This window comes from Bacteroides sp. AM54-2NS (assembly GCF_003602935.1).
GTDB lineage: Bacteria > Bacteroidota > Bacteroidia > Bacteroidales > Bacteroidaceae > Bacteroides > Bacteroides xylanisolvens.
The window spans coordinates 70663-94604 of the sequence record NZ_QTMZ01000019.1 but is presented as its reverse complement, the minus strand read 5'-3'; the positions used below and the strand labels follow the sequence as shown (position 1 = coordinate 94604).

17 protein-coding genes and 2 pseudogenes are annotated in these 23942 nt (G+C 40.4%); 11 read left to right on the top strand and 8 right to left on the bottom strand.

The features are described from left to right. Positions 1-224 precede the first annotated feature (224 nt). Positions 225-1589, top strand: coding sequence for a histidine--tRNA ligase (gene hisS / locus DXA05_RS13535; RefSeq protein WP_128859262.1), 1365 nt, complete (start codon positions 225-227; stop codon positions 1587-1589). 141 nt (positions 1590-1730) lie between these two features. Here the strand turns inward: hisS and hydF are convergent. The 4 genes and pseudogenes from hydF to DXA05_RS13515 all read right to left on the bottom strand — a co-directional run bounded on the left by hydF (position 1731) and on the right by DXA05_RS13515 (position 6998). Beyond that, positions 1731-2919, bottom strand: a pseudogene (hydF, locus tag DXA05_RS13530) ([FeFe] hydrogenase H-cluster maturation GTPase HydF). A 76-nt stretch (positions 2920-2995) separates the two neighbouring features. Further along, entirely contained in the window at positions 2996-4417 is a 1422-nt protein-coding gene (hydG, locus tag DXA05_RS13525) for a [FeFe] hydrogenase H-cluster radical SAM maturase HydG (protein WP_165861517.1), read from the bottom strand. A gap of 45 nt (positions 4418-4462) precedes the next feature. Then, positions 4463-5548 (bottom strand): [FeFe] hydrogenase H-cluster radical SAM maturase HydE, encoded by a 1086-nt coding sequence (gene hydE, locus DXA05_RS13520; RefSeq protein ID WP_128859261.1) that lies wholly within the window; start codon positions 5546-5548, stop codon positions 4463-4465. Next, positions 5529-6998, bottom strand: a complete 1470-nt coding sequence (locus tag DXA05_RS13515; RefSeq protein WP_128859260.1) for a 4Fe-4S dicluster domain-containing protein — start codon at positions 6996-6998, stop codon at positions 5529-5531. The genes hydE and DXA05_RS13515 overlap by 20 nt, the downstream gene beginning before the upstream one ends. A gap of 147 nt (positions 6999-7145) precedes the next feature. On the opposite strand from DXA05_RS13515, the gene DXA05_RS26515 reads away from it, so the two are divergent. From DXA05_RS26515 to DXA05_RS13505, 3 genes are all read left to right on the top strand, one after another. Continuing rightward, complete coding sequence (locus DXA05_RS26515) at positions 7146-7319, top strand: hypothetical protein (protein ID WP_008015767.1); 174 nt, start codon at positions 7146-7148, stop codon at positions 7317-7319. Between the two features lie 70 nt (positions 7320-7389). Beyond that, positions 7390-7938 carry an NUDIX hydrolase gene (locus tag DXA05_RS13510; protein WP_004314010.1) on the top strand — a complete coding sequence of 183 codons (549 nt, stop codon included), beginning with the start codon at positions 7390-7392 and terminating at the stop codon, positions 7936-7938. A 59-nt stretch (positions 7939-7997) separates the two neighbouring features. Further along, the gene (locus DXA05_RS13505) at positions 7998-8726 is read left to right on the top strand and encodes a DUF5039 family protein (protein WP_004301066.1); all 729 of its coding nucleotides are present in this window, start codon (positions 7998-8000) and stop codon (positions 8724-8726) included. A 388-nt stretch (positions 8727-9114) separates the two neighbouring features. Here DXA05_RS13505 and DXA05_RS13500 read toward each other — a convergent pair whose 3' ends face one another. After that, a complete protein-coding gene (locus DXA05_RS13500; protein ID WP_099146567.1) occupies positions 9115-10161 on the bottom strand; it encodes a L,D-transpeptidase in 1047 nt (348 codons plus the stop codon). 244 nt (positions 10162-10405) lie between these two features. Here DXA05_RS13500 and DXA05_RS13495 point away from each other — a divergent pair, with 244 nt between their 5' ends. The 7 genes from DXA05_RS13495 to DXA05_RS13470 all read left to right on the top strand — a co-directional run bounded on the left by DXA05_RS13495 (position 10406) and on the right by DXA05_RS13470 (position 21148). Continuing rightward, positions 10406-10678 (top strand): co-chaperone GroES, encoded by a 273-nt coding sequence (locus DXA05_RS13495; RefSeq protein WP_004301062.1) that lies wholly within the window; start codon positions 10406-10408, stop codon positions 10676-10678. Positions 10679-10721: 43 nt separating this feature from the next. Next, a complete protein-coding gene (gene groL / locus DXA05_RS13490) occupies positions 10722-12359 on the top strand; it encodes a chaperonin GroEL (RefSeq protein ID WP_004301061.1) in 1638 nt (545 codons plus the stop codon). A 190-nt stretch (positions 12360-12549) separates the two neighbouring features. Continuing rightward, the gene (locus DXA05_RS13485) at positions 12550-13488 is read left to right on the top strand and encodes a site-specific integrase (protein ID WP_004307167.1); all 939 of its coding nucleotides are present in this window, start codon (positions 12550-12552) and stop codon (positions 13486-13488) included. Between the two features lie 374 nt (positions 13489-13862). Further along, on the top strand, positions 13863-14549 hold the full coding sequence (locus DXA05_RS27595) for a PL29 family lyase N-terminal domain-containing protein (protein ID WP_284515548.1): 687 nt from the start codon (positions 13863-13865) through the stop codon (positions 14547-14549). Beyond that, a complete protein-coding gene (locus DXA05_RS13480) occupies positions 14497-16488 on the top strand; it encodes a hypothetical protein (RefSeq protein WP_284515547.1) in 1992 nt (663 codons plus the stop codon). The genes DXA05_RS27595 and DXA05_RS13480 overlap by 53 nt, the downstream gene beginning before the upstream one ends. Positions 16489-16938: 450 nt before the next feature. After that, on the top strand, positions 16939-17877 hold the full coding sequence (locus tag DXA05_RS13475) for a site-specific integrase (protein ID WP_004311770.1): 939 nt from the start codon (positions 16939-16941) through the stop codon (positions 17875-17877). Between the two features lie 376 nt (positions 17878-18253). Beyond that, positions 18254-21148, top strand: a complete 2895-nt coding sequence (locus DXA05_RS13470) for a MepB protein (protein ID WP_128859259.1) — start codon at positions 18254-18256, stop codon at positions 21146-21148. 365 nt (positions 21149-21513) lie between these two features. Here DXA05_RS13470 and DXA05_RS13465 read toward each other — a convergent pair whose 3' ends face one another. From DXA05_RS13465 to DXA05_RS28385, 3 genes and pseudogenes are all read right to left on the bottom strand, one after another. Next, positions 21514-22011 (bottom strand): GDYXXLXY domain-containing protein, encoded by a 498-nt coding sequence (locus DXA05_RS13465; protein ID WP_004307158.1) that lies wholly within the window; start codon positions 22009-22011, stop codon positions 21514-21516. Then, positions 21998-22972, bottom strand: a complete 975-nt coding sequence (locus tag DXA05_RS13460) for a DUF4401 domain-containing protein (protein ID WP_128859258.1) — start codon at positions 22970-22972, stop codon at positions 21998-22000. Before DXA05_RS13460 ends, DXA05_RS13465 begins: the two co-directional genes overlap by 14 nt. Then, positions 22956-23872 (bottom strand): annotated as a pseudogene (locus DXA05_RS28385) (DUF2157 domain-containing protein). Before DXA05_RS28385 ends, DXA05_RS13460 begins: the two are co-directional and overlap by 17 nt. Between the last annotated feature and the right edge of the window lie 70 nt (positions 23873-23942).

Here is a 23942-nt window from a genome sequence, read left to right as displayed (position 1 = left end):
AAAAGTGCGTTTATTAACTTTTCTCCATAGAATATAAAAAGATCCTCCGCAGTCTTTCCGAAGACTATGGAGGATTTTTTGTATTGTTTAGGGCCTTACTTGAGTGTTTCTTTACGATATTGATAGGGGATGGACACAATACGGGTGATTTTTTCAAATATATGTAAGCATTGCTCGGAAATTTGCAGTAAATTTGCGCAATTAAAATTATAAACAGTAATATTATGGCAGCAAAACCAAGTATTCCTAAAGGAACTCGTGACTTTTCGCCGGTAGAAATGGCGAAGCGTAATTATATATTCAATACGATTCGTGACGTATATCATTTGTATGGATTCCAGCAGATAGAAACTCCTTCGATGGAGATGCTTTCTACACTGATGGGAAAGTACGGCGATGAGGGAGATAAACTACTCTTTAAGATTCAGAACTCTGGAGATTATTTTTCCGGGATTACTGACGAAGAATTGTTAAGCCGTAATGCTGCCAAACTGGCAAGCAAATTCTGTGAGAAAGGTTTGCGTTACGACTTGACAGTGCCTTTTGCCCGTTATGTAGTGATGCATCGTGATGAGATCACTTTTCCGTTTAAACGCTATCAGATTCAACCGGTATGGCGTGCCGACCGCCCGCAGAAAGGACGTTATCGCGAATTTTATCAATGTGATGCCGATGTTGTAGGAAGCGATTCGTTATTGAACGAAGTGGAATTGATGCAGATTGTCGATACCGTTTTTAGTCGTTTCAATATTCGTGTATGTATTAAGATTAACAACCGTAAGATTCTTTCCGGTATTGCTGAAATTATAGGCGAATCGGATAAGATTGTAGATATTACCGTAGCAATTGACAAACTGGATAAAATCGGTCTGGATAATGTAAATGCTGAATTGAAAGAGAAGGAAATCAGTGATGAAGCTATTGCCAAGTTGCAGCCGATCATTCTTCTTAGTGGTACGAATGCGGAGAAATTGGCAACACTGAAGAATGTGTTATCAGCCAGTGAAGTAGGGCTGAAGGGAGTGGAAGAGAGTGAATTTATTCTGAATACATTGGAAACAATGGGCTTGAAGAATGAAATAGAGCTTGATCTTACTTTAGCTCGCGGACTGAACTATTATACAGGAGCTATCTTTGAAGTGAAAGCACTGGATGTACAGATTGGCAGTATCACTGGTGGTGGTCGTTATGATAATCTGACCGGAGTATTCGGTATGGCAGGAGTGTCCGGAGTGGGTATCTCTTTTGGTGCAGACCGTATCTTTGATGTCCTGAACCAGCTCGAACTTTACCCGAAAGAAGCTGTAAACGGAACAGAACTTCTGTTTATCAACTTCGGTGAAAAGGAAGCTGCATACTCAATGGGAATTTTGGCTAAGGTACGTGCTGCCAATATTCGTGCCGAGATCTTCCCGGATGCAGCCAAGATGAAGAAACAAATGAGTTATGCCAATGCGAAGAATATTCCGTTTGTAGCTATTGTCGGTGAGAATGAAATGAACGAAGGCAAAGTGATGTTGAAGAATATGGAGACTGGAGAACAGAACCTTGTTTCAGCAGACGAACTGATTGCTATTGTGAAGAAATAAGCGGAGATATTAGAACTAAGTATGTCATCATAATTAGTTAATATAAAGAGGTCGTCTTAACATAAAAATGAAGTGAACCCCAAAAGTTAGATAAAGAACTTTTGGGGTTCGCTTCAAAATAAAAAAGAGAAGATTTCTTTTTTAGTATTTTATTTGATCTAGTATTCCATTGAGGAAAGCAATTGCTACTCCATAGTTCGTCATAGGAATGTGCTGCTCCCGCGCACGTTCGATGCGACTAAGTACGTATTTACGGTTAAACATACATGCTCCGCAATGGATAACTAAAGAGTAAGGAGTCAGATCTTGTGGAAAGTCGGTTCCTGCTACCATATCAATTTGCAGATTCTCTCCAATCCGTTTCCGTAACAAACGAGGAAGTTTCACTCTTCCTATATCTTCTGAAAGGGGAGCGTGCGTACAAGCTTCCGCTATCAGTACACGTGACGATTCCGTCAGTCTTTCGATGACAGCTGCACTTTCTACATAATAGTGAATATCACCCTTATAACCTGCGAAAAGCACCGAGAAAGAAGTCAGTTCACTTTCCTTTGGTTTCTGTTCATAAATCGCTTTGAAAACTTGTGAATCGGTGATGATTAACTTCGGAGGACGGGCAAGGGCTTGCAGGGTTGCAGAAAACTTATCAGTGGTGCAATTCATTACGAGGCATTTTTTATCCAGCAATTCACGGATAGTCTGCACTTGCGGTAAGATCAGTCTGCCTTTGGGAGCTTGGATATCCTGCGGCATTACTAAAAGTACAAGGTCATTCTCCGCAACAAGTTTCCCGGTGATACTTTGTTGACCGAAGTCCGAAGGTAATTTTTCGAGGATGGCTTGCCGGATCAGTTCGATTCCTATCTTTTCTTTGGCACTGATAAGCAAGGGGTGTATTTTACATTGTTCCTCGATATATGTAGCTAAATGATCGCTATTCTCTCGTATATCTATTTTATTCAATACCGGAATGACAGGGATATTCTTCTCTTTCAATAGCGCCAGTATCTCTTTTCATGAAAAAGTAAGTGTCTTCACATAATAACAATGCAATATCCGTTTTTTCAATAGCCTTTAAAGTCCGGCTGATACGCAGTTCTCCAAGCTCTCCTTCGTCATCGAATCCCGGAGTATCTATAAAAAGACAAGGACCAATACCTTGAATCTCCATTGCTTTAGACACAAGGTCGGTAGTCGTTCCGGGAGTATTTGAAACGAGCGCGATGTCCTGTCCTGTCAACGCATTGATAAGAGAAGACTTACCACTGTTCCGTCTACCGAAAAGGGTGATATGAAGTCTGTTAGCATTTGGAGTATCTGTTAAGCTCATAATTGATAATTTTTCAACTTGTTAATTCGTGCGTAGCTAATTGGCAGATTGATATGTTAGCACATCAATGTATTATTTAAAATCTAAAGTCTCTTTGTCCTGCAGCTATTGCTTTGAGATTCCGGATAGCTATTTCCCTGATTTTGGGATTGGGGATTCGTTCCGTTTCTTTTAGAACCAGTTCCAATCCTTTCTGTCGCGTATCTTCTGAAGCATAATCTTCCAGATACTCTTTCAGAGTCATCAGGGCATTCGGTCCGCAACAGTTTGCTATCTGACCGGATTTCACTAATGACATGAAACGGTCTCCCGTCCTTCCTTCCCGGTAACAGGCTGTACAGAAGCTGGGGATATATCCGAGTTCGAGCAACCAGTTGACCACCTCGTCCAATGTCCGGGTGTCGCTCACATCAAATTGGGCAGAATTATGATCGGGTAATTCCGTTTCAGCATATCCGCCTACACTGGTACGCGAACCGCCACTGATTTGTGAAATACCCAATTCGAGCACTTTCTTGCGTGATTCTTGCGATTCACGTGTAGAAATAATCATTCCCGTATAAGGAACGGCAATTCGGATAACAGCTACAATCTTGCTGAATATCTCATCCGAAATAGCGTTCGGGAAATCTTCCGCATCGATGTCATCTGCCGAACAGATGCGCGGCACACTGATTGTATGCGGCCCTACACCGAATTTGGCTTCCAAATGTTCGGCATGCATTAATAATCCGATAAAATCATACCGATAAGTATTCAAACCGAAAAGGACGCCAATGCCTACATCATCGATTCCTCCTTCCATCGCGCGGTCCATCGCTTCGGTGTGATAAGCGTAATTGCTTTTAGGTCCGGTGGGATGGAGAGCTTCGTAGTTATCTTTGTGATAAGTCTCTTGGAATAAGATATACGTGCCGATACCCGCTTCTTTCAATCGGCGATAATTTTCTATCGTAGTGGCTGCGATATTTACGTTTACCCGGCGGATAGCTCCATTTTTATGCTTGATACTATAAATCGTCTGAATAGATTCCAGAATATATTCTATCGGGTTCAGTGACGGATGCTCACCGGCTTCAAGAGCCAGTCGCTTATGTCCCATATCCTGCAAAGCAATTACCTCCCGGCGGATTTCTTCCTGTGTCAGTTTCTTGCGTGCAATAGTCTTGTTTTTGGCATGATACGGACAATATACGCAACCGTTTACGCAATGATTAGATAAATAAAGCGGTGCGAACATGACGATACGGTTGCCGTAAAACTTCTGTTTGATTTCTTTAGCGAGATGAAAGATACGTTCTATCAGGTCAGGTTGGTTACACTCCAGCAGAATGGCCGCTTCCCGGTGTGTCAGTCCCTTGCACAACGCTGCCTTTTCAATTAGTTGTTCAATCAGGACACGATTATCCTTATTGTTCTGTGCATATTCCAGCGTATCCAAAATTTCTTCGTGATGGATAAACTCTTCTGCTTTGGATGAATCTTTTTGGTATATCATAATATTCTTTGTTTTTTCACCACAGATTACACGGATTCACACAGATTAAAATTTAAATTCGAAATAAAATCTGTGTGAATCCGTGTAATCTGTGGTGCACTTAAAGTCGCCTCTTTCGGTAGATATCTCATAACCGATGGTATTCAACTGCTTTTGTAAGGTAGTCAGTCCTTCGGCGGATTCCGCTCCGAGTGAAGCTTTGTCATTGTATAATTCATATTTTCTCCGTTCCTCCCGGGGAGACAGGTTGGGCATAACCACATTTGCACCTGCCAATATACCCCGCTCTCTACCATCAGGAACAAGAGTGGCGAGAGCCGTTGTTGCCGGAATCAATGCGGATGGATGCATCAAACGGAAGATCGATAATAGAAGAATCGTCCGTTCCACCGTTCCGCTGGGATATTGGGCAAAAGGCGTATCATGATGGGGTAGGAAAGGACCGATGCCGATCATTTCCGGCTGTAGCTTTTCAATGAACAAGATATCCTCGATGATATGTTCTACTGTTTGCCCTGGGCTGCCGACCATAATTCCGGTTCCTGTCTGATAGCCGATGTCTTTTAAATCCGCTAAACATTGTAGGCGCTGTTTGCCGGACATTTCTGCCGGATGCAGTTGCCAGTAATGCGACTCATTATATGTTTCGTGACGTAACAGATAACGGTTGGCTCCGGCACGGAAGAAACGCTCGTATGCATCACGCGACTTTTCTCCGAGCGACAGTGTAATGGCACAATCCGGATAATCCTGCCTGATACGGGCAACAGTCATTTCTATCCGATCGTCTGTCAGTGCGGGATCTTCTCCTCCTTGCAGCACGAAAGTGCGGAAACCTAATTTATATCCTTGCCGGCAACAATCCAGTATACTTTCCAGGTTCAATCGGTAACGTTCGATATTGGGATTTCCTTTTCGGATGCCACAGTAATAACAGTTGTTCCGGCAGCAATTGCTGACTTCAATTAGTCCACGGATATAAATCTTATTTCCGAAGTGGCGGAGAGCGACTTCCTGCGCCTGTTTATTGATGTAACGCAGGGTTTCTGCGTCACATCCGGTCAACAGTTGCCGGAGCTCTTCCGGGCTAAGTGTTCTTTCCTGCCGTAGTTTATCGATCCATTGTTTCATAGCTCTCTTTTCGTTTGAGCAGCTCTTGTGCCAATTGGCGACGTCCCGAAACAATATCATTATGCGTACTTGGCCCGGTGATGCATCCACCCTCACACGCCATCACTTCAATAAACTGTCCCGCAGCCTTTCCTGTCTTGGCGCAGGCACGCAACAGAGCGATATTCTTTTTATTGATGTCCGACACTTGTATTGCATTGATTTTATCCGCTTCTTCTTTCAGATAAGCTTTGACAGCTCCCATCACACCACCTGCCTGTGCAAATCCATGTGCTTCGCGAACAGACGTATGTAATACAGAGAACTCCTGTACCTGTTCCAGTTCAATACCCAGTCCGTCGAGAATCGAACCGATTTCTTCAAACGTCAGAATATAATCCACTGCTTTGTCACGACGTACTTCTTTGCGTTTAGCCACACAAGGGCCGACAAACACAACCTTAGCATCCGGATGCTTCTCTTTGGCAATCCGTGCGGCGTAGTACATCGGTGATCCGGTGGTAGAAACGTATGGTTTCATATCCGGAATATGTTTCTCAACCAGTTCGATATAAGAAGGGCAACAGGAAGTAGTCATAAATTTCTGTCCCTCTTCCAATTTCTCCAGTAATTCGTGTGCTTCATTGCTGGTGGTTGCCATAGCACCTTCGGCCACTTCGATCACATCCGTAAATCCTATTTCTTTGAAAGCACCGTACACTTGTCCGATAGAAGTCTTAAACTGTCCCAGAATAGACGGAGCAACGATGGCAACCATCTTTTCTCCTTTACGGATGCGTTGCAATACATCGAATGTTTGCGAGATTTCGAAGATAGCACCGAACGGACAAGCATTCATGCATTTTCCGCAGTAGATACACTTGCTTTCATCAATATGTTCTATGCCGTGTTCATCTTTGCTGATAGCTTTTACCGGGCAAGCCTCTTCACAAGGCACGGGAATATATACGATAGCGTGATAAGGACAACTCTTGTGACAAATACCGCAACTGACACATGTGTCATGGTCAATCATTGCCTGACCGTTTTTCTTGAAACGTATCGCATCTTTGGGGCAATTCATGTAACAGCTACGTGCCACGCATCCGCGACAAAGGTTGGTTATTTCATAATTGATCTGTACACAGGAAGAACAGGCCTCGTCGATGACGCACATGATATTTTCCTTGTCCGGTTCGGGGCGGCTCAATGCCAATCGCGCATATTCGGAAAGCGGGGTAACTTCGTCGTGTTCGTCTGTCATATCCAATCCCATCAGAGGAAAAGTCTTGTACCTCCACACTGCGCGTTCTTTATGTACGCAACACCGTCCTAGGGGTTTTGATTTTCGTGGACTCAATTCAATCGGGAGCCGGTCTATCTTTTCCACTAATTCGTCGTTTTTCCAGAGTTTAACGAGGTCTGCCAGCAATTTATGCCGGACAATCATAATATTATTCGTAAATGCCATATTGCAATAAAAAGGTTGTTAGTTAGTTGGTGCAAAGATACGAACAGAATTTCAATATTTAAGTTTTTTGAAACATTCTTGTAACTTTTTTGTAGCCCTCGCGTGTTATCTTTGGGGTGGACAAAAAAACTTAGAGGAGGCAGAGTTATGAATAGCAGTATTTTCGAGCAACGTAGTCGTTTTGCCATGATTGGCGCATTGATGGTTATTATCAGCCTGCTGTTTTTATTCTACATGGGAAGTTCTTTGGTAAGCTCTACCAAAAAATATCTGGAGCAGATACAAGGGATAGAGATCACTTGTATCGACACAGACGAATAAAAACAAGCAACCGAAAGGTAGGATAACCCGGGGGAAATTTGTATTTTTGCCGGAAGAAAAAACAGACCTTATGGAAGAAAAGAATAGAGCCTGGAAAACGGTGAGTAGTAAATATCTATTTCGCCGTCCGTGGCTGACTGTGCGTTGCGAAGATATGTTGCTTCCCAACGGTAACCATATCCCCGAATATTATATTCTTGAGTATCCCGACTGGGTAAATACGATTGCCATTACAAAAGATGGTAAATTTGTTTTTGTCCGCCAGTACCGTCCGGGAATTGAACGAACTTGTTATGAACTTTGTGCCGGTGTCTGTGAGAAGGAAGACGCTTCACCGTTAGTGTCCGCCCAACGTGAATTGTGGGAGGAAACAGGCTACGGAAAAGGAAACTGGCAGGAATATATGGTGATTTCCGCTAATCCGAGCACTCATACCAATCTGACTTATTGCTTTCTTGCTACAGACGTAGAACTGATAGACCATCAGCATCTGGAAGCTACTGAAGATATCAGCGTACATCTGCTTACATTGGAAGAGGTGAGAAGCCTGCTTGATAAGAACGAAATTATGCAAGCGCTGAATGCTGCTCCATTGTGGAAATATATAGCAAATTTGTAATATCGTTTGGAATTCTGTAGAGAAATAATAACTTTGGAGAAAATTTAAATTATCTTATTATGAAAACAGTTTTATGGAGTATGCTTTGTTTGTTTCTCTCCGGATGGGGAAGTATGCAAGCGGTATTAGCACAGGACTTGAAAGAGATGGAAAAGAACTTGTCCGCCATCAACGAGGAATTGAGTCAAAAGACAAAAGAATATAGTTGGCAGCTTGCAGCTGCTTACGCAGATTATTGTGAAGCAAACAATAAATATATAAGTTGGAATGATTTGCCTTATCTGCAACAGGTTGTCGAATATGAGCGTCCTGCTTCTTTGGAGACTTATCGTCTGGAACATAAAGCCAATAAAGAGGAACTGGATAAGTTTTTAAATACATACAAAGAATATAAAGATCTGGTGAAGAAGCAAAAAGAAGCGGTAACCAAGGAAGAGAAAGATGCTGTATCAACAGCCTTTTCTGCATTCTGGAAAAAGTTGAGAAGTGAAGAGAATGCTTATAAAGATTTGTACTATGCCGAACGAAAGGCTGTCTGCAAATATAGATCGGAAGCTTTGCGATATGCGATTGCCTATTATAAAGAAAAGAAGCAGGAGATTCCGACTTCTTATATAAAATATACTGAACGGTCTTATTTATTGCAGAAAGGTTCTGCCTTGGAGTTATTACAAAAAGAAATAAGTGCATTGGAAAGTGTACAGAGAGAGATAATTCAGAATATAACGAGGGCAAAGTATGGGTTGAGTGAAACCGGAGAAAATAAAAGAGAGAAGATATTTGATTGATAAGAGATCATCTGGGATAAAGAAATCCCTTTTTATAATTGGAGGTCTGGACTGAAGAGTTCGGACCTCTTTGTTTTCTCTCTCAAGTACGTATAGGTAAGTTTCTTTTCATCCTATGCCAACTTCTTTTGCATAGGGAGAAAACTTGTTTAGAGTATAAGATAAACTATAACCATAAGTTCTGATTATATAACTGAAACTTTTGATTACATAACTGAAAGTTGCAGTTTTATAACCGGAACTTGCAGTTATAGTTTGGGATAAGGGAAAAGCAACTTTTCCCAAGGAAGAAAGTAAGTTTCCTCCTTATAGAGAATATGTTTTCTAACCATATTTCATAAGATAGATAATAAGAATCAGGGAATGGCGATGCTGATTTGTTCAACGGTTATTCCAATACAAAAATAATAGTTTCATTTACGGGGGCCCAGTCATAGATAAACTTGGCATGGGAAGTTGCATTCCGCACGCACATGTGTGAGCGTGGAGTAGTTCCCAACGACGGACTATATTCTATCTGCGTCTTGCGGGGAGCATTGACCGGTACTCCGTGAATATAGGCCCCGTCCGTGAAACGACTCGCATAAGGAGCATAACCTCCCGTTTCTTTCGAGCCGTCTTTTAGAAATACCATTTTTACTTTCTTTTCCTGTAAAACAAACATTCCTAAAGGAGTTTCCTGTGCATACGGGGGCAGATGACGTCCCGTAGTGGAAGGATTCATACTGCGAACCACCCATTGCCCTTTTCCGCTACGTTCAAGAGAAGCGATATTCTGATTGTGGCGGTCTACGAAAACAGCTTTGTTAAAAACAATCGTATCTCCGATTACTTTGACATATTTTTTAGGAATCATCCATTCATCTCCGGTAAACATTGGCTCTGCTTTTATGAATTTCTCTCCATCTTCGATAAAACGGGTTAATTCCCCATCCTGTCCGTAACGTTCGGGTACTAATGTGTCAGTCAATAGATAAAGCGGAACGGATTGGTAACGTTCTATGCCAAGAGTATCTGCCACTCGTCCGTAAGCGTTTCTTTTGAAACTTCTCACAAGTGGTGCTTCTCCATTTCTGTTTTTGTAATTCTGGAGAATAGCCCAGGTGGAAGGCTGCAACTGTATATTTTCGAGCAAGGCCAGCTGTTCTTTGATTTTATCCCACTGAAACTGCCGGGTAGTGTCTTTATAAGGATAGGTGTCTTCCAATGTGTATTGATCATACAATAAATCTTTGGAGATTTCTATCTGCTCTGCCGTGAGTTTTTTATTAACAGGTTTAACCTCGGGTTGAACTATTGTATCCTGTGACAGCGAGTCTGTTTGTTGTTCGTGTACAGGAGAAATCTCTCCTGTACGCGAAGTGCAGGAGTAGAAGACGCAAGAGGCGATGATGAGGCCGGATGCTATTCCATTCATATTATTTATACAGTGCATTTGATGGTTCGTTTACGAATATACGTCATTATAAGGAATAATCCTTTTGTTTTGTTTAAAAAGTAGGTGACAAATATACTTTTTTGCCATACAATGCAAGTTGTCAGTCATTTTGTCAGTCTATTTCTGACAAAGAATCATTTATTTACTTTGGCACGCTTTTCGCAATAACTTTAGCGTTCCGCCTGAAAAATGGCGGGTAACATCTACTATTAAATGTATAACTAAAATATAACAAGTAACTATGAACATTAAACCATTAGCAGACAGAGTGCTTATCCTCCCTGCACCTGCAGAAGAAAAAACAATTGGTGGTATCATTATCCCTGATACAGCAAAAGAAAAACCTTTGAAAGGTGAAGTTGTGGCAATAGGTCACGGTACGAAAGACGAAGAAATGGTATTGAAAGTAGGCGATACAGTTCTTTATGGTAAATATGCCGGAACAGAACTTGACGTTGAAGGTACTAAATATCTGATTATGCGTCAGAGCGATGTTCTCGCTGTTTTGGGTTAATTAATAATAGTAAATAGTAAATCTTTAAATAGTAAATAAAGAGATGGCAAAAGAAATATTATTCAATATCGATGCCCGTGACCAATTGAAAAAAGGTGTCGATGCTTTGGCAAATGCAGTAAAAGTAACTCTGGGCCCGAAAGGACGTAACGTTATCATTGAGAAGAAATTCGGTGCTCCGCACATCACAAAAGACGGTGTGACAGTAGCAAAAGAAATCGAATTGGCAGATGCTTACCAGAACACTGGTGCACAGTTGGTAAAAGAAGTTGCTTCTAAGACAGGTGACGATGCCGGTGACGGTACAACTACTGCAACCGTTCTTGCACAAGCTATCGTAGCTGAAGGTTTGAAGAACGTAACTGCCGGTGCTAGCCCGATGGATATCAAACGTGGTATCGACAAGGCCGTTGCCAAAGTGGTAGAATCAATCAAGGATCAGGCTGAAACTGTAGGTGACAACTATGACAAGATTGAACAGGTTGCCACTGTATCTGCAAACAATGATCCGGTAATCGGTAAATTGATTGCTGACGCTATGCGTAAAGTTTCTAAAGACGGTGTGATTACTATCGAAGAAGCAAAAGGAACAGACACTACTATCGGTGTAGTAGAAGGTATGCAGTTCGACCGTGGTTATTTGTCTGCTTACTTCGTGACAAATACGGAAAAGATGGAATGTGAGATGGAGAAACCTTACATCCTGATCTATGACAAGAAGATTTCTAACCTGAAAGATTTCTTGCCTATCCTCGAACCTGCTGTACAGACTGGTCGTCCTCTGTTGGTAATTGCAGAAGATGTAGATAGCGAAGCGTTGACTACATTGGTAGTAAACCGTCTGCGTTCTCAATTGAAGATCTGTGCTGTGAAAGCTCCGGGCTTCGGTGACCGTCGTAAAGAAATGCTCGAAGATATCGCTATCCTGACAGGTGGTGTTGTTATCAGCGAAGAAAAAGGTTTGAAACTGGAACAGGCTACCATCGAAATGTTGGGTACTGCTGACAAAGTTACAGTTACTAAAGACTATACAACTGTTGTAAACGGTGCAGGTAACAAAGACAGCATCAAGGAACGTTGCGAACAGATCAAAGCACAAATTGTAGCAACTAAGTCTGACTATGACCGTGAGAAATTGCAGGAACGTCTGGCTAAATTGTCAGGTGGTGTAGCTGTTCTCTATGTAGGTGCTGCTTCTGAAGTAGAAATGAAAGAAAAGAAAGACCGTGTGGACGATGCTTTGCGTGCAACTCGTGCTGCTATCGAAGAAGGTATCATCCCGGGTGGTGGTGTAGCTTATATCCGTGCTATTGATTCTTTGGAAGGAATGAAGGGTGATAATGCTGATGAAACAACTGGTATTGGTATCATCAAACGTGCCATCGAAGAACCGCTTCGCGAGATTGTTGCTAACGCTGGTAAAGAAGGTGCAGTAGTTGTTCAGAAAGTACGTGAAGGAAAAGGTGATTTCGGTTACAATGCCCGCACGGACGTTTACGAAAACTTGCACGCTGCCGGTGTAGTAGATCCTGCTAAGGTTGCTCGTGTAGCTTTGGAAAATGCAGCTTCTATCGCTGGTATGTTCCTGACTACTGAATGTGTAATTGTAGAAAAGAAGGAAGATAAGCCAGAAATGCCGATGGGCGCTCCCGGAATGGGAGGCATGGGCGGAATGATGTAATTCCGGCTTTCGCTGAATGAATATGAAAACGAGGGTGTCCGAAAAGGGTACCCTCGTTCTTTTTATTATCAATCTATTCTGCAAATTGATCTTTTCAAAACATCCTTGCTTTATATTTTGTTTGGTCAACGTATTCTTAGTAATGAGAATACTTCGTATATTTAGAATCAAATTTATTAATAAAAGTGAGATGTTGAAAGTATTAACATTTATGAAGCAGGTAGCTAACGGGCTACAGGTGGAGGGAAACTTCGGTACTGCGCACGTCTATCGTAGCAGTCTGAATGCCATCATTGCTTATAGTGGGAAAGTGGACTTCACCTTTGATGAAGTGAGTCCGGAGTGGTTAAAGGGATTTGAAGTATATCTTCGCAGTCGTGGTTGCAGTTGGAACACCGTTTCCACTTATTTGCGCACGTTTCGTGCGGTTTACAATCGTGCCGTTGATCTTCGGAAAGCTTCTTATGTACCTCATCTGTTCCGTTCTGTTTATACCGGTACTCGTGCCGACCATAAACGTGCATTGGGCGATGAAGATATGAAAAAGGTATTTGCAAAATTGTCTCGTACGTCCGGTGTGCCATTAGCGGTATATCAGGCGCAAGAGTTATTTATTCTGATGTTTTCGCTTCGTGGTATGCCATTTGTGGATCTCGCTTATTTGCGTAAGAGTGATTTGCGTGATAACGTAATAACGTATCGCAGACGTAAGACAGGACGGCCATTGTCAGTGACATTGACTCCCGAAGCGATGATCCTGGTGAAGAAGTATATGAATCGTGATCCTTCTTCTCCTTATTTGTTTCCATTGTTGAAAAGCCGTGAAGGAACCAAAGAGGCGTATCGCGAATATCAGTTGGCATTGCGCAGCTTTAACCAACAGTTGATGTTGCTAGGTGAATTATTGGGATTATCCGATAAGTTGAGCTCGTACACCGCCCGCCATACCTGGGCTACGACAGCTTATTATTGTGAAATCCATCCGGGCATTATCTCCGAAGCGATGGGACATTCGTCTATCACCGTCACTGAAACCTATCTGAAACCTTTCCGAAGTAAGAAAATTGATGAAGCAAATAAACAAGTTCTTGACTTCGTGAAACGCTCTGTTGTAGGTGTAAGCGCTTGAAAATTATTCTGTTACTTTGTAGGTAACGGGAATGAATATCGGTGCAAATATGAGCATATTTCTTAAAACAACCAAACGAAATCATACATTTTTTCTAATAAACTACTCAAAACAGGAATTAACCAAATAAAACACGCGGATTCTTTGTATTAGGGCTTTGTTAACTTCTAAATTTTTGCAAAAGATCTCCTTCCCTCTACTGCCTTTCAGAAGCAGGGGTAAAAAAGTTTCATTGCATATCGTATTATTTTTCAGTATTGACTACTCCCGAAGAGCAGGCGCAAAGGTTTCTCCGTTACCTACAAAGTAACGGGCAGTCTATTATTGAAACTTAGTGTTTAATAATATATTATTAATGTAATTTTTAAGTAGTTATGAAAAGAAAATTTGTAAAAGTGATGTTCTTCGGGGCGCTGGCACTTTCTACTGTCACCTATGTAGGCTGTAAAGACTACGATGATGACATCGACAATCTGCAAACACAGATTGACGCAAACAAAGCTAGTATAGCCGAGTTGCAGAATTTTGTGAAAGAAGGTAAATGGATTACCAATGTTGAACAAATTACCGATGGATTTAAGATAACTTTTAATGATAATAAAAGTTATTCTATTACAAGCGGTAAGGATGCTACACCAACGACTATTAAGATTGATCCGGTAACAAAGAACTGGATTGTCAATGATAATGATCTTGGTATTTGTGCAGAAGGAAAGAAAGGTGCTGATGGCAAACCGGGCGCTGCAGGATCTCCGGGTGGTAAAGGAGAAGACGGATATGCACCTCAAATTTCAGAAAATGGATTCTGGATGGTTTGGGATGCTGAAACTAAAAAACCTGTAGAGACAAAAATTAAAGCTGCTACTGATATTTATGTAGCTGCTGATGCTAGTAATCCATTGGTTTGGATATTGAATATTTTCAATAAGGAGACTAAAGAATGGGAAACGGTTTCTATGCCGAAATCGGCTCGTATCACTAGTATGAGTGTGCTTGGTATAAAAGGCGATGGTTCTGTTGATGTTGGTTCTACAGAGGCTGAAACTACTTTTATATTATAGCATAGCTGGCAAAGATATTGTGTTTAATGGAAACAAAACTTTCAAGAAGAAAGGGGATTTGCTTGTTGCTAGAGGTGGCAGCAAGATTCATGCATTGATTAATCCTGTAAACTTGAAAGCAGCAGATATTCAAGCTTATGAAATAGGCTTGACGGACTCTAAGGGTAATACTAATTTTGCTGTTGCAAATATAGCAGATAATTTTAGTATAGATGCTTTGACTCGTGCAGCGGATCCGGAAAAAGAGCCTACAGCAAATAAAGGTGTATACGATTTGACTCTGAAGTTTGTAGACGGATTGACTAAGGACGAATTGACAGCTTTGGAAAGTGCTGAAACTGCTTATGCGCTTACAACAAAAGATGCATGGGGTAATGAAATCATTTCCCAGTATGGTGTGAAAATTAAGGCTAGCAGCCAAAATATACCGGATGTTAATTTTACTGCTCCTGAACCTATGCCTTACCAAACTACCTATAATTTGGATGAATTGTTTGGTAGTGAATTGGATAAGGTGGTAGCTTATTATTATGAGGTAACTGATGAAGAAGCTAAAAAAGCTGATGCAAAATTTGATAAAGAGAAGAATACAATTCTAGCAAATAAGGAGGGTCAGGTGAAAGTTAAGATTCACTGTCTTCTTGTTGATGGAAGTACTCAAGATCCTGAAGTTGAATTGACGTTTACTTATGTGTCTAAGAAAGCTGAAATCAAAGATATGACTTGGGTCGTAGATGCTAGCAATAAGACAGCTACTTCTGAAATAGTAGGTCCTTCAGTAGATGAGATTAAAGGACAAATTAAACTGTCAGACCCAATAGTTGCGACTATTGCTTATACTGATGATAAGGCAATGATCAATGGAAAGGTGGTTCAGTCTTATATGGATGGTAGTATTCAGTTAAAATTGGTAGGTCTGGATAAAGACGGAAAGCCTGTATCAGGAACAAGTGAAGCTGATATAGCTAAAATTACTAAATTTGTAATCCAAGCTACATTTGACGAAGAAAATGTGGCTGCCGTATCTCATACTGCTACAGTTAAATTCAAAAATAAGGATTCCCAAGCAGGTTTGGGTAATGACTTTTTGTATGAAACTACATTCAAGATTACTGTAGATCAGCAGAATGATAAATTGTTCACATTTAAACGTGCAACTGCTTACTTTGATGGTGATAATGCCAAGGCTTATGGTACAGTACCGACTACTGCAGTTCTTGCTGCTACTGCTGATACAAAGATTGGCTTCGATCTTTACACCCTATATAAAGAAGGTTCTATATCAGCGGATAAACAGAATACTATTACATTCACTGAAGAGAAACCTTCTAGAGTGGTAAGTGGTAAAAAGCAGTTTGCTCCTGCATGGTTGGATGAGACTCTCCCACAACCAACAAAGAATTCAAAAATTAAAGTTTTCCCTTATGTTTCTAAGCCAGCAACTGATGAAAATTGGGGTGGTGCTTATACTGGTCGTTATATTACTGTGTCTTATGCACCATTCGGAAATTCTCGTTTGAAAGCTATTACTGATAGATTCAATTTGACAATACTATCAGAAATCTTTGAAGGTACTTTCGAATATACCAAAGAAGTAGATAAGAAAATTATAGGAACAGAAGCAAATCCGTTCATAATCGAAGGAAATACTGTAGAAATATCAGCTAAAGATTTCAAGAGAATAGATGCTCGTGGTAATTCCTATGAATTCAGCGATAACAGAATAGAGTCTGTTTCAGTTGTATTAGCAGATGATGACGCTACAACTTATTTGGCGAAGAACGATGGTAATCTTACTGATGATCCAAAGAAAGTTGTTATATCTAAGAAGGAGGGTGCCGTAATCCTAACTCCTCCTACTTGTAAAGTAAATGTTAATATTCTTGATAAGTGGGGCAGAACTAAATCTGTATCAATCTACGTAAAAGTAAATAAGTAATCAGGATTAAAGGATTTGTAATTGAGGGCATCCTAATTCTTCTTAGACTTAAGATGCCTTCTCTTTACAAGTTGTAATATAGGATAATAAATCCTTTAAAAAGAAATATGCTAAGAGATAGACTGAAAATTATGCTTGTGAAAGTATGTTTTCTCAAATGTTTGTCTCTTGGAAGGGATACCTCCCTTATTTCCCACAGGTATCCCTTTTTTTTTGTCTCATTACATCTTCTTATTTGCACTAGAACCAATTTGCTAGTCCCTTATTTCCCTATAGATTAAGGAGATGTTTTGAGAGTATAGAAAGCCCGGGCTTGTGAAAGTCCGGGCTTTTCGTGCTCTTTTGTCTTTGGAACATCTTAGCTATTTCCTTTGTTTGTTCATGCGGGGTATTTCCATTGATGGGATAATACTCGTATATTTATCGTCTAAATTATTAATAAATTATGAGATGTTGAAAGTACTAGCATTTATGAAGCAGGTAGCCACTGGGTTACAGATGGAGGGAAACTTTGGGACTGCACATGTCTATCGTAGTAGTCTGAATGCCATCATTGCTTATCGTGGGAAAAATGATTTTGTTTTTAGTGAAGTGACTTCGGAGTGGTTGAAAGGGTTCGAAGTATATCTTCGCAGTCGTGGATGTAGTTGGAACACCGTTTCCACCTATTTACGGACCTTTCGTGCGGTTTACAATCGTGCGGTCGATCTTCAGAAGGCTCCTTATGTTCCTCATTTATTTCGTTCTGTTTATACCGGAACGCGGGCTGACCATAAACGTGCGTTGGGTGATGACGATATGAAGAAGGTGTTTACTAAATTATCTCGTGCATCGGGTGTACCATTAGCGGTATATCAGGCGCAGGAGCTATTCATCCTGATGTTTTCGCTTCGTGGTATGCCGTTTGTCGATCTTGCTTATTTGCGTAAGAGTGATTTGCGCGGTAATGTAATAACGTATCGCAGACGTAAAACCGGGCGACCATTGTCGGTGACATTGACTCCGGAAGCAATGGCTTTGGTAAAGAAATACATGAATCGTGATTCTTCTTCTCCTTATTTATTTCCATTGTTGAGAAGTCGGGAAGGAACTAAAGAAGCCTATCGCGAATATCAGCTTGCATTACGTAGTTTTAACCAACAGCTGATGTTATTGGGTGAATTGCTCGGATTGGGAGATAAACTTAGTTCATACACTGCCCGTCATACCTGGGCTACGACGGCTTATTATTGTGAAATCCATCCGGGTATTATTTCCGAAGCGATGGGACATTCGTCTATCACCGTCACTGAAACTTATCTGAAGCCTTTCAGGAATAAGAAAATTGATGAAGCAAATAAGCAAGTTCTCGATTTTGTAAAGCGTTCAGTGACAGGTGTAAGTGCTTGAAAATTATTCTGTTACTCTGTAGGTAACGGGAATGAATATCGGTGCAAATATGAGCATATTTCTTAAAACAACCAAACGAAATCACACATTTTTTCTAATAAAGCATTCAAAAGTAGAACTAGGACAAATAAAACACGCGGATTCTTTGTATTAGGGCTTTGTTAACTTCTAAATTTTGCAAAAGATTTCCTTCCCCTCTACTGCCTTTCAGAAGCAGGGGTAAAAAAATTTCATCACATTTGGTATCATTTTTCAGTATCGACTACTCCAGAAGAGCAGGCACAAAGGTTTCTCTGTTACCTACAGAGTAACGGGTTGTGCTATTATTGAAACTTAGTGTTTAATAATATATTATTAATGTAATTTTTAAGTAGTTATGAAAAGAAAATTTGTAAAAGTGATGTTCTTCGGGGCGTTGGCGCTTTCTACTGTCACCTATGTAGGTTGTAAGGACTATGATGATGACATAAAAAGTGTACAGGAACAAATTGACCAGATCAAGTCAAACAATCCTGTAAGCGTGGGAGACATGCAAACTGCCATTAATGTGGCTAAAAGTGCTTTGGAAAGTCAGTTGGCTGATTTAAAGACAAAATTGGAGAATAAGGATTCTCAAATTAAAGATTTGGGTCTGAAAATTACTGATTTGGAGGACAAATTGTCAAAGACTGCTGATAAGGCAACGGTCGACCAGCTGACAAAAGACTTGGCAACAGCTAAGAATGATTTAGAAGCACTGAAGAAACTTCAAAAGTCTGATATTGATGGTTTGACAGCAAGAATTGTAAAGCTGGAAGCCCTTAAAGAGGAATTGGATGGTTTAAAAGTCAATTTCGCTACAAAAGAAGAGCTGAAGAACTACGTTGAATCTGCAAAACTGTCAGGACTTATCAGTGATGAAATTGCCACAGCTTTGGGAGAAGATGGGGAGATTGCCGCTGCAATAAATGATGCTATTCAAACAAAGGTTCTTGCAGACTTTGGCAGTATGAAGGAAGTTGCTGCTCTTGCCGGAGAGGATGCAACTGTAGCAGATGTTATTAAAGAATTGTATGCTGCTATTAATGCTGATAAAACTGGTATCCTTGCTAAACTGACTGCGCTGGAAGACTATCAAACAGCATTGGAAGATAAAGCGGTAGAAAATGGTTTCGAGAGTGTAGAAGCCGTTATTGCAGAGGTGAAATCTCTTAAAACGACTCTTTCCGGTCTTTATGCAAGCGCAGAATTCAGTGAAAAAGTCAAGGCGATTGTTTCAGCAGAACTGACGACTGTAAATAGCCGTATAGATACGTTAGAAGATGACCTTGCAAAACTGGGTGTTGCTATTAAAGGTATGATTCAGAGTGTAGTATATATTCCTACAAGCATAGATCGTAGCGTAGATTTCTATACTTTGTATGCTAAGAAAACTTCAACCTCATCTTCTTATGTTGTTGCAGCGAAGAGTGCAGATGCAAAAGAATTGCAATTCCGTATTTCTCCGGCTTCTGCTGCTATGACATTGGAGGATTTCAATAAAAACTACGAAATCAAGTTAAATGCTGAAGAACGTAACTGGACTCGTGCTGCTGAACCGTTTGCCGTAGAAGTGAAGAACTGTGAAGCTGGTGTTCTTACAGTATCATTAACAACTTCAAGCGAAAAGAGCCATGCGATATCTTTGAATATTGTAAGTACAAAAGATGCGGAAGGTAAAGAAGGATTGACTCCGACAAATGTTAATTCTGATTATATCGCAGTGATACAGTCTAGTTATTATCTGAAGACTGCTTATTATGAGGTAGCAACAGAGAAAGCAGGCGAGATTATCTATGATGCTCCCCAACCGGTTGATTATTCAGGAGTTGGAACTTTGACGGTTTCATATACAACAACTGCAAGTGGAAGCACAGCATTTACAAAAACATTAGAAGAACTGAATGTAGAGAATATCTTTGCGACGACTTATAGCTTGACTGGAACAGATGCAAATCTATTTGAAGTTTCTACTGCAGGTAGCGTTAGTCTAAAAACATCCGGTCTGATTGCTTCTTTGGATAAAACTGCTAATGTTATGGCTAAAGTAACGGCTCCAGGTTTCTATTTGGAAACTAGTTCTGATAATCCTAAAAAGTTAGGAACTGTAAAAGTAACACGTACTATTGATGAACTTACACATGCGTATGCTTTGGTAGAACGTGACTGGACTAATGAAACAGCAGTTGCTGCAGAGGAGAGAGTAGTTCTAAATGTTGCTGACATTTATAACGATCCGGCTGTGAATATCCGCCCATCAGCTTATGAAAGTTTGAGTTTGGTTGAACTTCTTCCTACAATAGGTATACGCTTAGAAAATGGTGCAAATAATGCCTTGACTTTAATCATTCCTAAAAATACAGCTGCTGGTGATTATACCGCAACAGCTAAGTTCGAAGGAGATGGCTATACGCTTGTTGTAAATGTTCCAGTTAAGATTAAGCCTATCACTTTGGCTAAATTGGCTAGAGTGTCGGAAATGTGGTCTTCAGATCAAACTCGTACAGGCTTTACTCCGACAAAAGATTCTGAGACAGCGGCTACTGCTATTACTTCCGAATTTAAGCTTGCTACTATATTCTCCAACTTTGATGCTGTTAAAGCTGCTGTTTTGGCTAAAGGTGGTACTTTCGTAATTACTACTAACATTACGGAAAATAGCATTGCTGGCGTTAGCTATGATGAAAACGAGGCTAAGTTTACGTTTGATAAAGATCTCTATACTGGTAAGATGACTGTTGGTGGTAAGACTGTACCTGCTGTAGTTAAGTTTACTATTAAAGCTAGCTATAATGGTAAAGTTGAGGATACGATTGAAGGTATTGTTGAAGTGAAAGATATTAGTGGAACTTGGGTTGCTCCGACTGCAACGACTCTTTCTTTATCTGATAAGTCTGTAGAATATAATGTTTCAACAGGTTTTGCTTGGAATGATTTGGCAGGTAAGACTATGTGGAAGGATGGTGCTGTGGTAGCAGGAACAGGAAGCAATGGATTTGCAAATTCAGTTACTAATCCTCTTGATATCTATGGTCTGGCAGCTCCTGTTTTTGAATTCAAAGAAGCAGCTGCGTCAACTTATCTGTCTCTTGATGATGCTACAGGAAAGGTGACCTTTACAGCAGAAGGTAAATCTCACCATTTCTACGAAGCTGTAACTTATACTGTAGAAGTAAAAGCTACATCTAAGTGGGGTACAATTAAGAATTATGAAGGAAAGAATACAATTACAGTAACTATTCCGGCAGAATAAGAAGAAAAATTGGAGAGTTGCTTCAAACCTCTTAATGCTTTATATAAGCAAAGGATTGTATTACAGTTGAAACTACTCCAAATTCAGAATAATAAAACCCTTCTTCACCTTGTGTGAAGAATACGCCGAGAAGAAACAGAGTGAAGGATTTGGCTTGTGAAAGTCAATCCTTCCAATTCTGTTCTTCTTATAGAAAGGGATACCTCCCTTATTTCCCACAGGTATCCCTTTTTTTTATTTCATAACATCTCCTTATTTGCACTAGAAACCAATTTGCTAGTCCCTTATTTCCCTATAGATTAAGGAGATGTTTTGAGAATATAGAAAGCCCGGGCTTGCGAAAGTACGGGCTTTTTCATTATTATTTATTTATCGGATTGAATATAATGGAAGTTCTCGTCATACAGTCCTACGAGCAGGCTTTGGCCTTTACCATCCACTTTCAGCCCGCCATATACGGCTTTTTGATAAAGAGTATCTTGTCCCTCTTCAAAGAAGAAAGACTCGGCACCGAGGAAGATCCGGTGACGTACTATTTTATATTTGATGACTAGCTCATTGTCGTTTACAGGCTCTAAAGCGTTTTGCAGCCGCACTATTTTTCCTACTTGATTACTGTCAATTTGAAGTATGGCATAACCGCGTATGGCAGTTTGTTGGTCTAGCAGATCTGATGAAGCTTCTTTGTAGCTAAGCCTCATATAGTCTCCTTGCATAAGAGAGCGGGGATCGACGGGAGCTAGCTGTAACAAAATCAACTGTCCGTCTTTCAAAGTTTGCTCTTTTTTATAAACCGACCAGTTGAAATATCCCAGTAGCAGTATCAGGTTTGCAATAATCAATATTCGGCTATACTTTTTCATGTCTTGTTCTTTTTTGAGTGAAGAAATACCAGGCTGTAATACATGCAATTCCGATGAAGAAAAGTGTCATGGATTTGGTGAGCAGGCTTAAATTCAGATCATAATAGTATTTGGAAACGGCATAGATAAAAAGAAGAAGCGAGGCAGCACACTCCGCTTTGTAACCATAATGGAAACATATTAAAATCAGTAACAAACTACCGGATAAATAAGGAGCAAACACGGTGGGCAGACAGATAACAATGCAAAGAATGTAGATACCAACCTGATTCACCGGATGATCCACTTTCATGACCTGCATGATTCGTTGAACCATGATAAGAATTCCGAACCATATACAAACAGACAGTATGCAGGACACAAGCCAACTATTTGTTTCTGATATCATGTAATTGATTGATAATCCTCCCAGTGAGACGATACCGGATACGAATAATCCGAAATGAAATGGTTTGTATTTGGAAAGGTAATTCTCTGTTCCTATACACTCAAACAACTTGTTTTCAAAGATGTTGGTAAATAGAAACACTCCAAGAATAGGGACTACGGCTATTTGCAAGGGATAAAATGAAGAAAAGACATGGGCAGCTTCTCCGAAAAAAGATATATTAAACAGAATGACTGAAAGAAAGGGGAGAATAAATCCTCTTGATAATAAGAATGTGAGAATACTGATTCCCATAAGTGTAATGAAGAGGAGATTAATGCTGGCATTTATACCGAAGCCAATCAATACACATCCGGCTATGTATAAAGTGATGTTCATTGCATCCAGAAAAGACCGGACCACCATGCGGCTGATTGTTAGCGTAGTGAGAATTAATATACTTCCGGCAATCAGGCAAGAAATATCGGAGCGGAGGATTCTGGCAAGTGCCAGAAATCCCAAAAAGAAAATAGCCGTCAGGATTCCTCCGATAATGGATACGACTTGAATAGTGAGGTTATGCTTCTGTGCCATACCATTGCTTTTTTAAATGAAGAATGATGTAAATGAGCAAAGTTGTTCCGGTGATGACAATAACTCCTCCGTAGAAGAATATCTGAACATCCCTAAGATTGCTTTGTGATATGAATGTAGTCAATAGAATCATTAATGCGGCAAATGGAATGATAGCCAGATAGAACAAGCTTTTTACTTTCCATCCATACCAAAGTTCCGCAGAAAATAGAAGGACAGTGCTTATGAGGGGAACAGACAATATGGCGCTCTCTTCGCAGATTGCCATCATTAACAGAAAACTGGTGTGTAGAATAGTAGCCAGTGAAAGAAGACTGACAAACCAACGATTGTTTCTGTCCAAATGACCTTTTGTGCTCATCCATTCCGTGATGATCGTTGCCAAGGCGCATATCCAGGTTACTGCATTGGCCAACAAAGTCATTTCCCAAGAGTTGGTATTAGCTATCTGTATATTGTACAACCATATCGTAGTGCAAAGTAATCCGATGAACGTCAGCCACAACGGAGCGAAACGGGTAGCAACCGCCCAGAGAATGGTGAAAAGAGTCCATCCCAGAAAAAGATCGTAAGCATCGGCTCCCGTTTGGTAGATTTGTCCGAAGACAGCGAAAAGCGTACCTATCAGGAACGTAGCGCCGGTCAGAAGAATCTGTTTGACGAGCTATTCCAACGGGTGAATGTAACGAGCAGGACAGAAGCTATTAATAACACCTCTACTATTCCTAACTTTGCAAATTTAGGTAATTCATCCCAGTTGTAGGCAAAAAAGAAGATAATGCCTGCCACTGTAAAACCAACGCCCACTGCCAATAAAAAAACAGAAAGGAATTGATTCCATTGTTTTTTATCAGCGTACAGTGCTTGTCGGGATAAAGGCGAAGAGTCGGTCTTTTCCATGTGTTTTTACTTTTTGATGATTACAAACATAAGAAAATAAAATGATTATCACCTCAAGATAGACTATAAA

Bases quoted from the DNA above. Each gene is read 5' to 3' on its own strand.
- hisS (WP_128859262.1), top strand. From the start codon at position 225: ATGGCAGCAAAACCAAGTATTCCTAAAGGAACTCGTGACTTTTCGCCG.
- hydG (WP_165861517.1), bottom strand. From the start codon at position 4,417: ATGATATACCAAAAAGATTCATCCAAAGCAGAAGAGTTTATCCATCAC.
- hydE (WP_128859261.1), bottom strand. From the start codon at position 5,548: ATGAAACAATGGATCGATAAACTACGGCAGGAAAGAACACTTAGCCCG.
- DXA05_RS13515 (WP_128859260.1), bottom strand. From the start codon at position 6,998: ATGGCATTTACGAATAATATTATGATTGTCCGGCATAAATTGCTGGCA.
- DXA05_RS26515 (WP_008015767.1), top strand. From the start codon at position 7,146: ATGAATAGCAGTATTTTCGAGCAACGTAGTCGTTTTGCCATGATTGGC.
- DXA05_RS13510 (WP_004314010.1), top strand. From the start codon at position 7,390: ATGGAAGAAAAGAATAGAGCCTGGAAAACGGTGAGTAGTAAATATCTA.
- DXA05_RS13505 (WP_004301066.1), top strand. From the start codon at position 7,998: ATGAAAACAGTTTTATGGAGTATGCTTTGTTTGTTTCTCTCCGGATGG.
- DXA05_RS13500 (WP_099146567.1), bottom strand. From the start codon at position 10,161: ATGCACTGTATAAATAATATGAATGGAATAGCATCCGGCCTCATCATC.
- DXA05_RS13495 (WP_004301062.1), top strand. From the start codon at position 10,406: ATGAACATTAAACCATTAGCAGACAGAGTGCTTATCCTCCCTGCACCT.
- groL (WP_004301061.1), top strand. From the start codon at position 10,722: ATGGCAAAAGAAATATTATTCAATATCGATGCCCGTGACCAATTGAAA.
- DXA05_RS13485 (WP_004307167.1), top strand. From the start codon at position 12,550: ATGTTGAAAGTATTAACATTTATGAAGCAGGTAGCTAACGGGCTACAG.
- DXA05_RS27595 (WP_284515548.1), top strand. From the start codon at position 13,863: ATGAAAAGAAAATTTGTAAAAGTGATGTTCTTCGGGGCGCTGGCACTT.
- DXA05_RS13480 (WP_284515547.1), top strand. From the start codon at position 14,497: ATGGTTCTGTTGATGTTGGTTCTACAGAGGCTGAAACTACTTTTATAT.
- DXA05_RS13475 (WP_004311770.1), top strand. From the start codon at position 16,939: ATGTTGAAAGTACTAGCATTTATGAAGCAGGTAGCCACTGGGTTACAG.
- DXA05_RS13470 (WP_128859259.1), top strand. From the start codon at position 18,254: ATGAAAAGAAAATTTGTAAAAGTGATGTTCTTCGGGGCGTTGGCGCTT.
- DXA05_RS13465 (WP_004307158.1), bottom strand. From the start codon at position 22,011: ATGAAAAAGTATAGCCGAATATTGATTATTGCAAACCTGATACTGCTA.
- DXA05_RS13460 (WP_128859258.1), bottom strand. From the start codon at position 22,972: ATGGCACAGAAGCATAACCTCACTATTCAAGTCGTATCCATTATCGGA.